Origin of the sequence: Pseudomonas fluorescens, assembly GCF_902497785.1 — a bacterium.
Classification (GTDB): domain Bacteria; phylum Pseudomonadota; class Gammaproteobacteria; order Pseudomonadales; family Pseudomonadaceae; genus Aquipseudomonas; species Aquipseudomonas fluorescens_BO.
This window is the reverse complement of the sequence record NZ_CABVHK010000003.1, coordinates 357,093-374,462: the sequence shown is the minus strand read 5'-3', so window position 1 is coordinate 374,462 and position 17,370 is coordinate 357,093. Positions and strand designations below refer to the sequence as shown.

General features: G+C 60.1%; 17 protein-coding genes. 13 read left to right on the top strand and 4 right to left on the bottom strand.

Annotated elements, in window-relative coordinates:
* Window position 1 precedes the first annotated feature (1 nt).
* Both F8N62_RS06765 and F8N62_RS06760 read right to left on the bottom strand, forming a co-directional pair.
* On the bottom strand, window positions 2-526 hold the full coding sequence (locus F8N62_RS06765; RefSeq protein ID WP_150710217.1) for a KdsC family phosphatase: 525 nt from the start codon (window positions 524-526) through the stop codon (window positions 2-4).
* Window positions 526-1,500 (bottom strand): KpsF/GutQ family sugar-phosphate isomerase, encoded by a 975-nt coding sequence (locus F8N62_RS06760; protein WP_150710216.1) that lies wholly within the window; start codon window positions 1,498-1,500, stop codon window positions 526-528. Before F8N62_RS06760 ends, F8N62_RS06765 begins: the two co-directional genes overlap by 1 nt.
* A gap of 276 nt (window positions 1,501-1,776) precedes the next feature.
* Here F8N62_RS06760 and F8N62_RS06755 point away from each other — a divergent pair, with 276 nt between their 5' ends.
* From F8N62_RS06755 to hisC, 10 genes are all read left to right on the top strand, one after another.
* Window positions 1,777-2,586, top strand: coding sequence for an ATP-binding cassette domain-containing protein (locus F8N62_RS06755; protein WP_150710215.1), 810 nt, complete (start codon window positions 1,777-1,779; stop codon window positions 2,584-2,586).
* Window positions 2,586-3,383, top strand: coding sequence for a lipid asymmetry maintenance ABC transporter permease subunit MlaE (mlaE, locus tag F8N62_RS06750; protein ID WP_150710214.1), 798 nt, complete (start codon window positions 2,586-2,588; stop codon window positions 3,381-3,383). The genes F8N62_RS06755 and mlaE overlap by 1 nt, the downstream gene beginning before the upstream one ends.
* A complete protein-coding gene (gene mlaD, locus F8N62_RS06745) occupies window positions 3,383-3,850 on the top strand; it encodes an outer membrane lipid asymmetry maintenance protein MlaD (RefSeq protein ID WP_150710213.1) in 468 nt (155 codons plus the stop codon). Before mlaE ends, mlaD begins: the two co-directional genes overlap by 1 nt.
* An 11-nt stretch (window positions 3,851-3,861) precedes the next feature.
* On the top strand, window positions 3,862-4,503 hold the full coding sequence (locus F8N62_RS06740; RefSeq protein ID WP_150710212.1) for a phospholipid-binding protein MlaC: 642 nt from the start codon (window positions 3,862-3,864) through the stop codon (window positions 4,501-4,503).
* Entirely contained in the window at window positions 4,500-4,805 is a 306-nt protein-coding gene (locus tag F8N62_RS06735; protein WP_150710211.1) for a lipid asymmetry maintenance protein MlaB, read from the top strand. Before F8N62_RS06740 ends, F8N62_RS06735 begins: the two co-directional genes overlap by 4 nt.
* A 113-nt stretch (window positions 4,806-4,918) precedes the next feature.
* Window positions 4,919-5,158: a BolA family protein gene (locus F8N62_RS06730; protein WP_150710210.1), complete on the top strand. Its 240-nt coding sequence runs from the start codon at window positions 4,919-4,921 to the stop codon at window positions 5,156-5,158.
* 22 nt (window positions 5,159-5,180) lie between these two features.
* Window positions 5,181-6,446 carry a UDP-N-acetylglucosamine 1-carboxyvinyltransferase gene (murA, locus tag F8N62_RS06725; RefSeq protein WP_150710209.1) on the top strand — a complete coding sequence of 422 codons (1,266 nt, stop codon included), beginning with the start codon at window positions 5,181-5,183 and terminating at the stop codon, window positions 6,444-6,446.
* 248 nt (window positions 6,447-6,694) lie between these two features.
* Entirely contained in the window at window positions 6,695-7,330 is a 636-nt protein-coding gene (gene hisG, locus F8N62_RS06720) for an ATP phosphoribosyltransferase (protein ID WP_007901570.1), read from the top strand.
* Window positions 7,331-7,455: 125 nt separating this feature from the next.
* Window positions 7,456-8,793, top strand: a complete 1,338-nt coding sequence (gene hisD / locus F8N62_RS06715; RefSeq protein WP_150710208.1) for a histidinol dehydrogenase — start codon at window positions 7,456-7,458, stop codon at window positions 8,791-8,793.
* A gap of 2 nt (window positions 8,794-8,795) precedes the next feature.
* Window positions 8,796-9,848 carry a histidinol-phosphate transaminase gene (hisC, locus tag F8N62_RS06710; protein ID WP_150710207.1) on the top strand — a complete coding sequence of 351 codons (1,053 nt, stop codon included), beginning with the start codon at window positions 8,796-8,798 and terminating at the stop codon, window positions 9,846-9,848.
* A gap of 126 nt (window positions 9,849-9,974) precedes the next feature.
* On the opposite strand, the gene F8N62_RS06705 is transcribed toward hisC, so the two are convergent.
* The gene (locus F8N62_RS06705; RefSeq protein WP_150710206.1) at window positions 9,975-12,080 is read right to left on the bottom strand and encodes a TonB-dependent siderophore receptor; all 2,106 of its coding nucleotides are present in this window, start codon (window positions 12,078-12,080) and stop codon (window positions 9,975-9,977) included.
* Between the two features lie 110 nt (window positions 12,081-12,190).
* On the bottom strand, window positions 12,191-13,354 hold the full coding sequence (gene algW / locus F8N62_RS06700; RefSeq protein WP_150710205.1) for a Do family serine endopeptidase AlgW: 1,164 nt from the start codon (window positions 13,352-13,354) through the stop codon (window positions 12,191-12,193).
* Between the two features lie 102 nt (window positions 13,355-13,456).
* On the opposite strand from algW, the gene F8N62_RS06695 reads away from it, so the two are divergent.
* The 3 genes from F8N62_RS06695 (at window position 13,457) to cysN (ending at window position 17,301) form a co-directional block, all read left to right on the top strand.
* Entirely contained in the window at window positions 13,457-14,215 is a 759-nt protein-coding gene (locus tag F8N62_RS06695; RefSeq protein WP_150710204.1) for a Nif3-like dinuclear metal center hexameric protein, read from the top strand.
* A 260-nt stretch (window positions 14,216-14,475) separates the two neighbouring features.
* Window positions 14,476-15,393 (top strand): sulfate adenylyltransferase subunit CysD, encoded by a 918-nt coding sequence (gene cysD / locus F8N62_RS06685; protein ID WP_090175435.1) that lies wholly within the window; start codon window positions 14,476-14,478, stop codon window positions 15,391-15,393.
* 9 nt (window positions 15,394-15,402) lie between these two features.
* On the top strand, window positions 15,403-17,301 hold the full coding sequence (cysN, locus tag F8N62_RS06680; RefSeq protein WP_150710203.1) for a sulfate adenylyltransferase subunit CysN: 1,899 nt from the start codon (window positions 15,403-15,405) through the stop codon (window positions 17,299-17,301).
* Window positions 17,302-17,370: the final 69 nt, after the last annotated feature.

The following is a 17,370-nucleotide window of genomic DNA, read 5'->3' as shown; positions in this document are numbered from 1 at the left end:
CTCACAGGTACGCGGCGTTGGCCGCATCGAGGCGGCCCTGGGCGCGCAGGATCAATTCGCAGAATTCGCGGGCGGCACCTTCGCCACCGCGGGCCTGGGTAATGCCGTGGGCGTGTTCGCGCACGAAGCTGGCCGCATTGGCCACCGCCATGCCCAGGCCGACCCGGCGGATCACCGGCAGGTCCGGAAGGTCGTCACCGAGGTAGGCGACTTGTTCATAGCTCAGGTTGAGTTGACCCAGTAGCTCGTCGAGCACCACCAGTTTATCTTCGCGCCCCTGATACACGTGGGGAATACCGAGGTTCTTCGCTCGCCGTTCGACCACCGGAGTCTTGCGCCCGCTGATGATAGCGGTCTGGACGCCGGCTGCCATCAACATCTTGATGCCCTGGCCGTCGAGTGTGTTGAAGGTCTTGAATTCGCTGCCGTCTTCGAGAAAGTACAGGCGCCCGTCGGTCAGAACGCCATCGACGTCGAACACTGCCAGTTTGATCTGTTTGCCGCGTTGCAGCAGGTCGGTGCTCATTACATTACTCCCGCACGCAGCAAGTCGTGCATGTTCAAGGCGCCGACCGGGCGGTCTTCGCTGTCGACCACAACCAGTGCGTTGATTTTATGGTCTTCCATGATTTTCAGGGCTTCAGCCGCGAGCATCTCGGCGCGGGCAGTTTTGCCATGGACGGTCATGACCTGGTCGATGGTAGCGCTGTGGATGTCGATGCTGCGATCGAGGGTACGGCGCAAATCGCCGTCCGTGAAAATTCCGGCAAGTTTGCCGTCGGCTTCGAGGATCACGGTCATGCCCAGGCCCTTGCGGGTCATTTCCATCAGCGCGTCCTTGAGCAGTGTGCCGCGCTGGACTTGCGGCAGCTCTTGCCCGGCGTGCATGACGTTTTCCACTTTCAGCAGCAGGCGTCGACCCAGCGCGCCGCCGGGATGGGAAAACGCGAAGTCTTCAGCGGTGAAACCGCGGGCCTCCAGCAACGCAACGGCCAGGGCATCGCCCATGACCAGCGCTGCCGTGGTCGAAGACGTCGGCGCCAGGTTCAGCGGGCAGGCTTCATGTTCGACGTGCACATTCAGATTGACCTCGGCGGCCTTGGCCAGCGGTGAGCCGGGATTGCCGGTCATGCTGATCAACTGGATGCCCAGGCGTTTGATCAACGGCAGCAGGGTGACGATTTCATTGGTTGAGCCGGAGTTCGACAGCGCGAGGATGATGTCGTCGCGGGTGATCATGCCCATGTCGCCATGACTGGCTTCTGCCGGATGCACGAAGAACGCGGTGGTCCCGGTGCTGGCCAGGGTGGCGGCGATTTTGTTGCCGATGTGCCCTGATTTGCCCATGCCGACCACTACCACGCGGCCTTTGCTGGCCAGAATCATCTCGCAAGCGCGTACGAAATCCGCGTCGATTTGGGGCAGCAAGCCTTGTACGGCTTCCAGTTCGAGGCGGATGGTGCGTTGTGCTGATTGAATCAGGTCGCTGGATTGGCTCATGTCAGAAATCGTATAGCCTGATGAAAAGGCGGCGATTATAGCGGTAATGATCGAAACCCTCACGCTAGTTCGTCGTGCTTTGGCATTCCCTGTCAGCGAAACCCTCTAAATGAAGCTTTTTGCCACGTGTTCTGCCCGACATGGACCGCGTTGGCGCTTTGGCGCCAGGCCTTTGCAGTGATATAGTTCGCCGCCAGTTCGGCCTGCCCGGGAGGTATGTGCTTTCGTCAGCAAGACAGGCGTCCGAGTGAAAAGGCTGCATCGCAAGGAGTTTAGATGAGTGCCGATAACGCCTACGCGGTCGAGCTGAAGGGACTGTCCTTCAAGCGCGGTGCGCGCAGCATTTTCAATAACGTCGATATCCGTATTCCGCGCGGCAAGGTCACCGGCATCATGGGGCCTTCCGGGTGTGGCAAGACCACGCTGTTGCGTTTGATGGGTGCACAGTTGCGCCCGACCAAGGGTGAAGTCTGGGTCAACGGTCAGAACCTGCCGAAACTTTCTCGCAGTGATCTGTTCGATGCACGCAAGCACATGGGCGTGCTGTTTCAGAGCGGCGCACTGTTTACCGATCTCGATGTGTTCGAGAACGTCGCCTTTCCGTTACGCGTTCATACCGAGCTTCCGGAGGAAATGATCCGGGACATCGTGCTGCTCAAATTACAGGCCGTGGGCCTGCGTGGCGCCATCGACCTGATGCCCGACGAACTGTCCGGCGGCATGAAACGGCGCGTCGCGCTGGCTCGGGCGATTGCCCTCGATCCACAGATTCTCATGTACGACGAGCCTTTCGTCGGTCAGGACCCGATCGCCATGGGCGTATTGGTGCGCCTGATCCGGCTGCTCAACGATGCCTTGGGCATCACCAGCATCGTGGTTTCCCACGACCTGGCGGAAACCGCGAGCATCGCTGACTACATCTACGTGGTTGGCGAAGGTCAGGTGCTGGGGCAGGGCACGCCTGAGGAACTGATGAACTCGCAGGAACCACGGATTCGTCAATTCATGACCGGCGAACCCGATGGCCCGGTCGCGTACCACTTTCCAGCGACGGATTTCCGCGCAGATCTTCTGGGGAAGCGTTGATGCGCAAGATTTCACTGTTAGAGCGCGTGCGCCGTTTCGGTCACGCCGGCATCGATGTGCTGGCCGTGTTCGGCCGTTCGACGATTTTCCTGTTTCATGCTCTGCTCGGCCGCGGCGGCATTGGTGGCGGTTTCGGCCTGCTGATCAAACAACTGCATTCGGTGGGCGTGATGTCCCTGGTGATCATCGTGGTCTCCGGGGTATTCATCGGCATGGTGCTGGCGCTGCAAGGGTTCAACATCCTGTCCAGCTATGGCTCGGAGCAGGCCGTCGGGCAGATGGTTGCCCTGACCTTGCTGCGTGAACTGGGCCCCGTGGTCACGGCATTGTTGTTCGCCGGGCGCGCCGGTTCGGCCCTGACGGCTGAAATCGGCAACATGAAGTCCACCGAACAGCTCTCCAGCCTGGAAATGATCGGTGTCGACCCGCTCAAGTACATTATTGCCCCGCGCCTGTGGGCCGGTTTCATTTCCCTGCCGGTGCTGGCGATGATTTTCAGCGTGGTGGGTATCTGGGGCGGTTCGTGGGTGGCCGTCGACTGGCTGGGTGTGTATGAAGGTTCCTACTGGTCCAACATGCAAAACAGCGTGACGTTTACCGACGATGTGCTTAACGGCATCATCAAAAGTATCGTTTTCGCCTTTGTCGTGACCTGGATTGCCGTATTCCAAGGCTATGACTGCGAGCCCACATCCGAGGGGATCAGTCGTGCCACTACCAAGACCGTTGTGTACGCCTCGTTGGCTGTACTCGGCCTGGACTTTATTCTGACCGCCTTGATGTTTGGAGATTTCTGATGCAAAACCGCACCCTGGAAATCGGTGTCGGCCTTTTCTTGCTGGCTGGCATCCTGGCTTTGCTGTTGCTGGCGTTGCGGGTAAGTGGCCTGTCCCCGAGCGCAACCACCGACACTTATAAACTTTATGCCTATTTCGACAATATCGCCGGTTTGACGGTCAGAGCTAAAGTGACCATGGCCGGTGTGACCATCGGCAAGGTCACGGCGATCGATCTGGACCGCGACAGTTTCACCGGTCGGGTGACGATGCAGCTGGAAAAGCGCGTGGATAATCTGCCGAATGACTCCACTGCATCTATTCTGACGGCTGGCCTGTTGGGCGAGAAATACATCGGCATCAGCGTGGGGGGCGAAGAAGCCCTGCTCAAGGATGGTTCAACCATCCATGACACCCAGTCGTCGCTGGTGCTCGAGGACCTGATCGGTAAATTCCTGCTCAATACCGTTAGCAAAGACGCCAAATGAGGAGCTTTTGAATGATCTCTACCTTGCGACGTGGCCTGTTGATATTGCTCGCGGCGATGCCGTTGATGGCTAACGCCGTGGCGGCGCCTTCCGCGCACGAGCTGGTACAGGACACCACCAGCCGTTTGCTGGCGGATCTGTCCGCCAACAAAGAGAAGTACAAACAGGACCCGCAGGACTTCTACACGGCGCTGAACACCATCGTCGGACCTGTGGTGGATGCAGAAGGCATTTCCAAGAGCATCATGACGGTCAAATATTCGCGCAAGGCCACGCCCGCGCAGATGAAGACCTTTGAAGAAAACTTCAAGCGGGGCCTGTTCCAGTTCTACGGCAACGCCTTGCTCGAGTACAACAACCAGGGCATCGTCGTCGATCCTGCCAAGGATGAATCGGGCGACCGTACCAGCGTTGGCATGACCGTCAAGGGCAGCAACGGCGCGATCTATCCTGTGTCGTACACCCTCGAAAAGATCAACGGCGAGTGGAAGCTGCGCAACGTGATCATCAACGGCATCAACATCGGCAAGCTGTTCCGCGATCAGTTCGCTGATGCGATGCAGCGCAATGGCAACGACCTGGACAAAACCATCAATGGTTGGGCCGGGGAAGTGGCCAAGGCCAAGGAAGCCACCGAGAAGCAAACCCAATGAGTGTGTCGGCCATTCGCATGAATGAAACCGGCGAGCTGATGCTCAGCGGTATGCTGGACTATCGCACCGGCCCGAATCTGCGCAAGCAGGGTCAGGCGCTGATCAAGGCCAGCAAGGCCGCCGCCGTGGTGGTGGATTGTTCGGCGGTGCTGAAGTCCAGCAGCGTGGGTTTGTCGCTGCTGCTGTGTTTCATGCGTGATGCGCAGGAGGCCGGCAAGGCAGTGAGCATCCGTGCGATGCCCGAAGACATGCGCGAAATCGCTCAGGTCAGTGAATTGACCGAGCTGTTGGCGCATCCCTAACCGCATCTATAAGGGGGCCCCCCGTCAGAGTCCTGCTTCCCGGGGTTCGCAGGCGCGGGGCTTTTTTGTATGATGTCCGACCCGCGCGCACAGGGCGCCGATTGAGGTTGAGCATGCAGGCCGTAGAAGTGAAGAGCTTCCTTGAAGGAAAGCTGCCAAACACGCAGGTGGAAGTTGAAGGCGAAGGCTGCAATTTCCAGCTGAACGTGATTAGCGATGAACTGGCGGCGTTGAGCCCGGTGAAGCGTCAGCAGCAGGTCTATGCCCATTTGAACCCATGGATCACCGATGGCAGCATCCATGCGGTCACTATGAAATTTTTCAGCAGCGCGGCCTGGGCCGAGCGCACCTGAGCCCAAGGGCGTCGAGATTCTTATGGATAAATTGATTATTACCGGTGGCGCTCGTCTTGATGGCGAGATCCGCATTTCCGGGGCAAAGAACTCTGCCCTGCCGATCCTGGCTGCGACCTTACTGTGCGATGGCCCGGTGACAGTTGCCAACTTACCGCACCTGCACGACATCACCACCATGATCGAGCTGTTCGGTCGCATGGGTATCGAGCCGGTGATCGACGAGAAACTCAGCGTCGAAATCGACCCGCGCACCATCAAGACCCTGATCGCTCCGTACGAACTGGTGAAAACCATGCGTGCGTCGATCCTGGTGCTGGGCCCGATGGTTGCCCGTTTCGGGGAAGCCGAAGTCGCACTGCCTGGCGGTTGCGCCATCGGTTCGCGTCCTGTGGACCTGCACATCCGTGGTCTTGAAGCCATGGGCGCGGTCATCGACGTCGAAGGCGGCTACATCAAGGCCAAGGCGCCGGAAGGCGGTTTGCGCGGCGCGCACTTCTTCTTCGATACCGTCAGTGTGACCGGTACCGAAAACATCATGATGGCCGCCGCACTGGCCAAGGGCCGCAGCGTTCTGGCCAACGCCGCACGCGAGCCTGAAGTCGTCGACCTGGCGAACTTCCTGATCGCCATGGGCGCCAAGATCACTGGCGCCGGCACCGACACCATCACCATTGATGGCGTCGAGCGTCTGCACCCGACCACTTACAAAGTGATGCCGGACCGTATCGAAACCGGGACTTACCTGGTCGCCGCAGCCGTGACCGGCGGTCGCGTGAAGGTCAAGGACACTGATCCGACAATCCTTGAAGCCGTTCTGGAAAAACTCCGCGAATCGGGTGCCGAGATCACCTGCGGCGAAGACTGGATCGAGCTGAACATGCACGGCAAGCGGCCGAAAGCCGTCAACGTGCGGACCGCTCCTTACCCGGCGTTCCCGACCGACATGCAAGCGCAGTTCATCTCCCTCAACGCCATTGCCGAAGGCACTGGTGCAGTGATCGAGACGATCTTCGAAAACCGCTTCATGCACGTTTACGAACTGCACCGCATGGGCGCGCACATTCAGGTCGAAGGCAACACCGCCATCGTCACCGGCATCGAGAAGCTCAAGGGCGCGCCAGTCATGGCCACCGACCTGCGCGCCTCGGCCAGCCTGGTTATCTCGGCGTTGATCGCCGAAGGCGACACGCTGATCGACCGCATCTACCACATCGACCGTGGTTACGAGTGCATCGAAGAGAAACTGCAGATGCTCGGCGCGAAGATCCGCCGCGTACCGGGCTAGTTCCCCGGGGCTGGGAACACTGTCATTGTGGCGAGGGAGCTTGCTCCCGTTAGGCCGGACTTGCGCTCCAGCGCGAGGCGGTGCGAAAACGGGACTACTACGTAGTCCAACGGGAGCAAGCTCCCTCGCCACAGTACGGTGTCTGCTGTTAACTGATTTGTTTCAAATCGAGGCTGTAATGGCCTCGATGTGTGTCTGGCGCCATTTGCGACCGGGCATCAGTAGCCTGATAAGGACTGACGTTTCCCATGTTGACCATCGCACTGTCCAAGGGCCGCATCCTTGACGACACCCTGCCGCTTCTGGCTGAAGCGGGCATCGTGCCGACCGAGAATCCGGACAAGAGCCGCAAGCTGATCATCCCCACGACTCAGGCCGATGTGCGTCTGTTGATCGTACGCGCCACCGATGTGCCGACTTATGTCGAGCATGGTGCCGCTGACCTGGGCGTCGCCGGTAAAGATGTGTTGATGGAATATGGCGGCCAGGGTTTGTACGAGCCGCTGGACCTGCGCATTGCCCTGTGCAAACTGATGACCGCTGGCCGTGTTGGCGATGTCGAGCCCAAAGGCCGTCTGCGGGTGGCGACCAAGTTCGTCAACGTTGCCAAGCGTTACTACGCCGAACAGGGCCGGCAAGTCGACATCATCAAGCTCTACGGCTCGATGGAACTGGCGCCCCTGATCGGTCTGGCTGACAAGATCATCGACGTGGTCGACACCGGCAACACCCTGCGCGCCAATGGCCTGGAACCCCAGGATTTCATTGCCGACATCAGCTCGCGGCTGATCGTCAATAAAGCTTCGATGAAAATGCAGCACGCCCGTATCCAGGCGTTGATCGACACCCTGCGCAAGGCAGTGGAGTCTCGACACCGCGGCTGATTCACCTGCGCGACCTTGAGTCGCGCCGTCTATCCGCCTCATAGCCAGAATTCTCAGGTGCCCAAGCGGAAATGACTGCTAGTTTGGGCGCCTGAGTTTTTTGCCAATCCTATGAGGCTCTCGCTATGACCGCACCGACTGCAATTCGCCGACTCAACGCTGCTGACCCGGATTTCGCACATCATCTGGATCATCTGCTGAGCTGGGAAAGTGTGTCTGACGACTCGGTCAATCAGCGGGTGCTGGACATCATCAAAGCCGTGCGCGAGCGTGGTGATGCGGCGCTGGTGGAGTTCACCCAGAAGTTCGACAGCCTGGAAGTCGCCTCGATGGCCGACCTGATTCTGCCGCGCGAACGCCTGGAACTGGCCCTGACGCGGATCACCGTGCCTCAGCGTGAAGCGCTGGAAAAAGCCGCGACCCGCGTGCGCAGCTACCACGAAAAACAGAAACAGGATTCCTGGAGCTACACCGAAGCCGACGGCACCGTGCTCGGCCAGAAGGTCACGCCACTGGATCGCGCCGGCCTGTATGTGCCGGGCGGCAAGGCGTCGTACCCGTCGTCGGTGTTGATGAATGCGATTCCGGCCAAGGTGGCCGGCGTGACCGAAGTGGTCATGGTGGTGCCGACGCCGCGTGGCGAAATCAATGAACTGGTGCTGGCTGCCGCCTGCATCGCCGGTGTCGACCGGGTGTTCACCATCGGTGGCGCCCAAGCGGTTGCCGCACTGGCGTATGGCACCGAAAGCGTGCCGAAGGTCGACAAGGTCGTCGGCCCGGGCAACATCTATGTCGCCACCGCCAAGCGTCACGTGTTCGGCCAGGTCGGGATCGACATGATTGCCGGTCCGTCGGAAATCCTCGTGGTGTGCGACGGCAAGACCGATCCGGACTGGATAGCCATGGACCTGTTCTCCCAGGCCGAGCACGATGAAGACGCGCAGGCGATTCTGGTCAGCCCGGACGCCGAGTTCCTCGACAAGGTCGCCGCCAGTATCGCCAAACTGCTGCCGACCATGGAACGTGCCGAGATCATCGAAACTTCGATCAATGGCCGTGGCGCGTTGATCCTGGTTCGCGACATGGAGCAAGCCATCGAAGTGGCCAACCGCATTGCGCCGGAGCACCTGGAGTTGTCAGTCGCCGACCCGCAAGCCTGGTTGCCACAAATCCGCCACGCCGGCGCGATTTTCATGGGCCGCCACACCTCCGAGGCCTTGGGCGATTACTGCGCCGGCCCGAACCATGTCCTGCCGACTTCCGGCACCGCACGTTTTTCGTCGCCGCTGGGGGTGTACGACTTCCAGAAACGCTCGTCGATCATCTTCTGCTCCGAGCAGGGTGCTTCGGAACTGGGCAAGACCGCTTCCGTGCTGGCCCGTGGCGAGTCGCTGACTGCCCACGCCCGCAGCGCCGAATACCGCATCGTTGACGAGCTCTTTAATGAAGGGCAGGGGAACTGAGCATGAGTAAATTCTGGAGTCCGTTCGTCAAGAATCTGGTGCCTTACGTGCCGGGCGAGCAACCGAAGCTGACGAAACTGGTGAAGCTCAACACCAACGAAAACCCTTACGGTCCTTCGCCAAAGGCTCTGGCGGCGATGCAAACCGAACTCAATGACAATCTGCGTTTGTACCCGGACCCGAACAGCGATCTGCTCAAGCAAGCAGTTGCCAAGTACTACGGCGTACAGGGCAGCCAGGTGTTCCTCGGCAACGGCTCGGACGAAGTCCTGGCGCACATCTTCCACGGTTTGTTGCAGCACGATAAACCGCTGCTGTTTCCGGATATCAGCTACAGCTTCTACCCGGTTTACTGCGGCTTGTATGGCATCACGTTCGACGCAGTGCCGCTGGACGAGCAGTTCCAGATCAACCCGACGGACTACGCCAAACCGAACGGCGGGATCATCTTTCCGAACCCGAACGCGCCAACCGGTTGCCTGTTGGCGCTGGATGCCGTTGAGCAAATCCTCAAGGCCAGCCCGGATTCGGTGGTCGTGGTGGACGAGGCCTACATCGACTTTGGCGGCGAGACGGCGATCACCCTGGTGGACCGTTATCCGAACCTGCTGGTGACCCAGACCCTGTCCAAGTCCCGCTCACTCGCGGGTCTGCGGGTGGGGCTGGCGGTGGGGCACCCGGATCTGATCGAGGCGCTGGAGCGGATCAAAAACAGCTTCAACTCCTATCCGCTGGATCGTATGGCGAATGTTGGTGCTGCGGCGGCGTTCGAGGATCGCGAGTACTTTGACAAGACTTGCGGGCTGGTGATCGAGCATCGTCAATGGGTGGTAGCGCAGTTGGAGGCCAAGGGTTTTGAAGTACTGCCGTCGGCGGCGAACTTCATCTTCGCCCGGCATCCGCAGCACGATGCGGCGGGCCTGGCGGCGAAGTTGCGCGAGCAGGGCGTGATTGTCCGGCACTTCAAGCAGGAGCGGATTGCCCAGTTCCTGCGCATCAGCATTGGCACGCCTGAGCAGAATCAGGCACTGATCGACGGCCTCGGCGACCTCTAAAACATCCCCCGATCTTGTGGGAGCGAGCTTGCTGGCGAAGAACGATTACGCGGTGGACCTGCTGCACCGCGTTATCGTTCTTCGCGGGCAAGCCACGCTCCCACAGGGTGTCGTGTGCTGTTCCTTTTACAGATTGAGTGTCAGGCTCACGGTGAAATTGCGCGGCTCGCCGGGGTTGACCCAGTAGTTGCTGTACGAGCGCTCGAAGTATTTCTCGTCGAAAAGATTGTTCAGGTTCACACCCACAGTGACGTTGTCGCTGGCCTTGTAATGCGCCAGCAGGTCGACAGTGTGGTAAGCCGGCAACTCGAATTCGCCGCCGGCTTCACCTGAGCGATCACCGACATAAGTGAAGGCCGCGCCCACATCCGAACCGCGCAAATGACCGTCCTGGAACTCATAAACCCCTAGCAGACTGCCGCTGCGTTTTGCCACGCCGAGAATGCGGCTGCCGGCGGGAATTACCTTGTCGCCCTCGGTGACTTCGGCGTCGATGTAGGCCAGCGCACCGATCACCCGCACCGCGTCGGTCACTTGCCCGGTCACTTGCAGGTCGAAACCCTGGCTGCGAGCCTTGCCCATGGCCCGGCTGGTGTCAGTGCCCGGGTCCAGCGCCAGAACGTTTTCCTTTTCGATGTGAAACGCAGCGAGTGTACTGCTCAGGCGATCGTCGAACAGCTCGCTTTTGATCCCGACTTCGTAACCGATGCCTTCTTCCGGGTCGAACGATTTGCCGCTGGCGTCCAGTCCGTTGTTCGGTTTGAACGAGGTAGAGGCATTGGCGAACAAGCCGACCGCTGGGGTGAGTTGGTAGAGCAGACCGGCGCGTTGGGTCAGTGCGTCGTGGCGCTGGCGGCTGGTGGCGGCACGGCTGTGATCGTCGATGCTTTGCTCGAAATGTTCGATGCGTGCACCGAGCATTCCGCGCAGTTTGTCGGTGAAGATGATCTGGTCCTGCACATTTAACGCATGGCTTTCCACATGTTCGAAAAAGTCCGTGCCAGAGCGCGCGCCGTCAGGTTTGGGCTGGCCGTAGACCGGCTGATAAAGGTCGATGGCGTAAGCGCTGCCGGCAATCGTCGTGACCCGTTCGTTCTTGCGGTAGTTTTCGTATTCAGTGCCGATCAACACTTCATGCTGCCAACTGCCGAGGTCGAACAGGCCGCGCAATTCGAGTTGAGTAATGCTGTCGTGCCAATCGTTGTCGCGCTCGCGGTAACGGCGATTGACGGTGTGGCCGTCGGCATTCAGCGGGCGGGATTCGGAGGCAAAGCCCCAGAGCTTGCCTTCCTTGTAGTGGCTGGCGAGGCGCAGTTGCCAGCGCTCGTTTAGCTGATGTTCGAGGGCGGCTTGCAGCCTGTTGTTGTGGTTATCGATGTCGCCATCGTCGGGTTCGCCGAGAAAGGTCGAGCGCGAAACGCCGCTCCATGTATTGTTCGGCGCGACGATGCCGCGGTCGAACGTCGAGCTGTGGCGGACGAACTCACTTTCTACCAACAGGCGGGTGTCCGGGTTCAACTGCCAGCTGAAGGAAGGGGCGACGAACACGCGCTGGCTGTCGACGTAATTGCGAAAGCTGTGGTTGTCTTCGACCGCCAGATTGACTCGAGAGAGCACGTTGCCGTCGTCGTCCAGCGGCGTGTTGACGTCCAGCGCGGTGTGATAACGATCCCAACTGCCAGCGCTGGTCTGCAGGGTGGCGAAAGCTTCGGGCTGGGGCTTCTTGGTGACGATGTTTACCGTACCGCCCGGATCGCCGCGGCCATACAGACTGGCGGCCGGACCTTTGAGCACTTCGATACGTTCGATGTTGGCCACGTCCGGTGTGCTCGGGTATCCGCGGTTGGCGCTGAAACCGTCCTGATAAAACTCGGAGGTGGTGAAGCCGCGCACGCTGTATTCATAGAGCGTCAGGCCTCCGAAATTGTTTTGCTTGGATACGCCGCCGGCAAAATCCAGTGCGCGTTCCACGCTGGTGCTGCCCAGGTCTTTGAGGACGCTGGCAGGAATCACGCTGATCGATTGCGGGATGTCGCGAAGGGCGGTGTCGGTTTTGGTTGCGCTGGAAGAGCGGGTGGCGCGGTAGCCCATGACCGGGCCAGTGGGTGATTCGTAGTCACCGGTGACGCTGATGGCGTCCAGTTCGAGGGGCGTGGACGGCTCGGCGAGGGCCGGGTCTACCAGCATGCCGAGGGCCAGACCGGCCGCAGAAACCAATGTTCGAGACGACATGTTATGGTGTTCCAATATTAATATTGAAACAATATAACATGTCTAATGAGAATGTCTGCTGTTAACGATGGCGCAGCGCAGTGCGAAAAGATCGCAGCCTTCGGCAACTCCTACGGGTTATCGGTTTTTTCCTTCACCGGCGCGGGCGGTGGGCGCAGGCCGATCTCCGCGGTGAGTTTGAGTTCCTTGCCGTTGCGCATCACTTGAATCGTGACTTTATCGGTAGGCTTGATCCGCGCAACCTGGTTCATCGAGCGACGACCATCACCTGCGGGTTCGCCGTCGATGGCCAGAATTACGTCGCCCAATTGCAGGCCCGCCTTTTGCGCCGGTCCGTCACGGAATATCCCCGCGACCACAATGCCCGGACGTCCCGACAGCCCGAATGACTCTGCCAGTTCCTGACTCAATGGCTGTACTTCGATCCCCAGCCAGCCGCGAATCACCTGGCCGTGTTCGATGATCGACTTCATCACCTCCATCGCCAGTTTCACCGGGATCGCAAAACCGATGCCTTGCGAGCCGCCGGACTTGGAGAAGATCGCGGTGTTAATGCCGGTCAGATTGCCATTGGCATCCACCAGCGCACCACCGGAATTGCCGGGGTTGATCGCGGCGTCGGTCTGGATGAAATCTTCGTAGTTGTTCAGGCCCAGCTGGTTACGGCCGGTGGCGCTGATGATGCCCATGGTCACCGTCTGGCCGACGCCGAACGGGTTGCCGATGGCCAGCGCGACGTCGCCGATGCGGATGTTGTCGGAGCGGCCGACGGTGATCGACGGCAGGTTTTTCAGGTCGATCTTCAGGACCGCAAGGTCGGTTTCTGGATCGCTGCCGATCACCCGGGCCAGGGTTTCACGACCGTCTTTCAACGCCACAACGATTTGGTCTGCGCCGCTGGTCACGTGGTTGTTGGTCAGCAGGTAACCTTCGGGGCTCATGATCACGCCGGAGCCAAGGCTCGATTCCATGCGTTTCTGCTTGGGCGAGTTGTCGCCGAAGAAGCGGCGAAACTGCGGGTCTTCGAACAGCGGGTGGTTCGGCTTGTTGATGACCTTGGTGGTGTAAAGGTTGACCACCGACGGCGCGGCCGTGGTCACCGCGTCGGCATAGGACACCGGACCCTGTTGCATGGAGGTGGTTTGCGGGGCTTGCTGCAGGTTGACGTCGAGGCTCGGAAGCCCGACCCACTGCGGGTAACGCTGGATGATCAACAGAGCGATAAGCACGCCGGCCAACAACGGCCAGCCGGAAAAACGCAGCGCCTTGAGCATTAAGCACGTCCTGAGAGGTTGCAGGCGGTATGAGACCGCCCATAATGTCGCGCATTATACGAGGCCGCGCGCGCCTCTGAACGGGATATTTAGGAGTCTTTTATGGCCGTCGCCCTGAGCACCCTGGTCGAAGAAGCCGACCGTTACCTGAACAGTGCCAAGATTGCCGATTATTGCCCTAACGGCTTGCAGGTCGAAGGCCGGCCGCAGGTGATGCGCATCGTCAGTGGCGTCACCGCCAGCCAGGCATTGCTCGACGCTGCCGTCGAAGCTCAGGCCGATCTGGTGCTGGTGCATCACGGGTATTTCTGGAAGGGCGAGAACCCGTGCATTACCGGCATGAAGCAGCGTCGGCTGAAAACCCTGCTCAAGCACGACATCAGTTTGCTGTCGTATCACTTGCCGCTGGACCTGCACCCGGACGTCGGCAACAACGTGCAACTGGCGCGTCAGCTGGACATCACCGTCGAAGGCCCGCTGGATCCGGACAACCTGAAAGTGGTCGGCCTGGTCGGCTCGTTGAACGAACCGGTGACGCCGCGTGATTTCGCTCGCCGTGTGCAGGAGGTCATGGGGCGTGAACCGCTGCTGATCGAAGGCAGCGAGATGATTCGCCGCGTCGGCTGGTGCACCGGCGGCGGCCAGGGTTACATCGATCAGGCGGTATTGGCCGGGGTGGATTTGTACCTCAGCGGTGAAGCCTCCGAGCAAACCTTCCACAGCGCCCGGGAAAACGACATCAGCTTCATCGCCGCCGGCCACCACGCCACCGAGCGTTACGGCGTGCAAGCGCTGGGCGATTACCTGGCGCGGCGATTTGCGCTGGAGCACATCTTCATCGATTGCCCGAATCCGATCTGAAAACACCCTGATCACTGTAGGAGCGAGCTCGCTCGCGAAAATCCCGAGACCGCCACGGGGTGCCAGTTTCCCCGCGTCATCGTTGACGTCCATCGCGGGCAAGCCCGCTCCCACAAGGGGCTGCGGCGCCCGAACAGGCAGGTATATTCATATACCCTTTCGATCTAGCCGGCGTCCTGATTAGAAGAGGTCGCTGTGCTAGCATTCCTCGCTCGAACACGGCCCGCTGGCCGTCCATAAGATCGTTTTCGTGAGTAGCCATGGTCGACAAACTGACGCATCTGAAACAGCTGGAGGCCGAAAGCATCCACATCATCCGCGAGGTCGCCGCCGAGTTCGATAACCCGGTGATGCTGTACTCCGTCGGTAAAGACTCCGCCGTGATGCTGCACCTTGCGCGCAAGGCATTCTTCCCGGGCAAGTTGCCGTTCCCGGTGATGCACGTCGACACCCGGTGGAAGTTCAAGGAAATGTACGCGTTCCGCGACCGCATGGTTGAAGAACTCGGCCTCGACCTGATCGTGCACGTGAACCCCGATGGCGTCGCGCAGGGCATCAACCCGCTGACCCACGGCAGTGCGAAACACACTGACATCATGAAAACCGAAGGCCTCAAGCAGGCCCTCGACAAATACGGTTTCGACGCCGCTTTCGGTGGCGCCCGTCGCGACGAAGAGAAGTCCCGTGCCAAAGAGCGCGTGTATTCCTTCCGCGACACCAAGCACCGCTGGGACCCGAAAAACCAGCGCCCGGAGTTGTGGAACGTCTACAACGGCAACGTCAACAAGGGCGAATCGATCCGCGTTTTCCCGTTGTCGAACTGGACCGAACTGGACATCTGGCAGTACATCTACCTCGAAGGCATCCCGATTGTGCCGCTGTATTTCGCCGCCGAGCGCGACGTCATCGAGATGAATGGCACCTGGATCATGATCGACGACGAGCGCCTGCTCAATCACCTGAGCGACGAAGACAAGGCGCGCATCGTCAAGAAAAAAGTCCGTTTCCGCACACTGGGTGACTACCCGTTGACCGGTGCGGTCGAGTCCGAGGCCACCAGCCTGACCGACATCATTCAGGAAATGCTCCTGACGCGAACTTCCGAACGCCAGGGCCGGGTCATCGACCACGATGGCGCAGGCTCGATGGAAGAAAAGAAACGTCAGGGTTATTTCTAAGGGGTTGTCATGTCGCACGTATCTGATTTGATCAGCGAGGACATCCTCGCCTACCTGGGCCAGCACGAACGCAAGGAAATGCTGCGCTTCCTGACCTGTGGCAACGTCGACGACGGCAAGAGCACCCTGATCGGGCGCCTGCTGCACGACTCCAAGATGATCTACGAAGATCACTTGGAAGCCATCACCCGCGACTCGAAAAAAGTCGGCACCACCGGCGAAGACATCGATCTGGCTTTGCTGGTCGACGGCCTGCAGGCCGAGCGCGAACAGGGCATCACCATTGATGTCGCGTACCGCTATTTCTCCACCGCCAAGCGCAAATTCATCATCGCCGACACCCCCGGCCATGAGCAGTACACCCGCAACATGGCCACCGGTGCGTCCACCTGTGACCTGGCGATCATCCTGGTCGACGCCCGTTACGGCGTGCAGACCCAGACCCGTCGCCACAGCTTCATCGCCTCGTTGCTCGGTATCAAGCACATCGTGGTCGCCATCAACAAGATGGACCTCAACGGCTTCGACGAAAGCGTGTTCGAGTCGATCAAGGCCGATTACCTGAAGTTCGCCGAAGGCATCGCGTTCAAGCCGACCACCATGGCCTTTGTGCCGATGTCTGCCCTCAAGGGCGACAACGTGGTGAACAAGTCGGAGCGCTCGCCGTGGTACACCGGCCAGTCGCTGATGGAAATTCTCGAAACCGTCGAAATCGCCAGTGATCGCAACTACACCGATCTGCGTTTCCCGGTGCAGTACGTCAACCGTCCGAACCTGAACTTCCGTGGTTTCGCCGGCACCCTTGCCAGCGGCGTCGTGCACAAGGGCGACGAAGTCGTGGTGCTGCCGTCGGGCAAGAGCAGCCGCGTGAAATCCATCGTCACCTTCGAAGGTGAGCTGGAGCATGCCGGCCCGGGTCAAGCGGTGACGCTGACCATGGAAGACGAGATCGACATCTCTCGTGGCGACCTGCTGGTGCACGCCGACAACCTGCCGCAAGTCACCGACGCCTTCGACGCCATGCTGGTGTGGATGGCCGAAGAGCCGATGCTGCCGGGCAAGAAATACGACATCAAGCGCGCCACGTCTTATGTGCCGGGTTCGATTACCAGCATCGTCAACCGCGTTGACGTGAACACCCTGGAAGAAGGTCCGGCCAGTGCTTTGCAGTTGAACGAGATCGGCCGGGTCAAGGTCAGCCTCGACGCCGCCATCGCACTGGACGGTTACGCGAGCAACCGCACCACCGGTTCGTTCATCGTCATCGATCGTTTGACCAATGGCACCGTCGCGGCCGGCATGATCATCGCTCAGCCGCTGGCGCATGGCAGCAGCACACACCACGGCAAACTGGCCCACGTGGCTACCGAAGAACGCGCTCAGCGTTTCGGTCAGCAGCCGGCCACCGTGTTGTTCAGCGGTTTGTCGGGCGCGGGTAAAAGCACGCTGGCTTACGCGGTAGAGCGCAAGCTGTTCGACATGGGCCGTGCAGTGTTTGTGCTCGATGGCCAGAACCTGCGTCACGACCTGAACAAAGGTTTGCCGCAGGATCGCGCCGGGCGTACCGAGAACTGGCGTCGTGCCGCGCACGTGGCGCGTCAGTTCAACGAAGCCGGCCTGGTGACCTTGGCTGCGTTTGTTGCCCCGAGTGCTGAAGGGCGTGAGCAGGCCAGGGAGCTGATCGGCAAGGAGCGTCTGCTGACGGTCTACGTCCAGGCCTCGCCGACGGTCTGCGCCGAACGTGATCCGCAAGGTCTGTACGCGGCGGCCGGGGACAACATCCCGGGCGATTCCTTCCCGTACGACGTGCCGCTGGACGCCGACCTCGTGGTCGACACCCAGTCGCTGTCGCTGGAAGAAAGCGTCAAGCAAGTGCTGGACCTGCTGCGCAAGCGTGGCGCGATCTAAGCGCTAGCCGTTAATAAAAAACCCGCCGATGAGTGATCATCGGCGGGTTTTTTTGTGGCCGCTGGATCG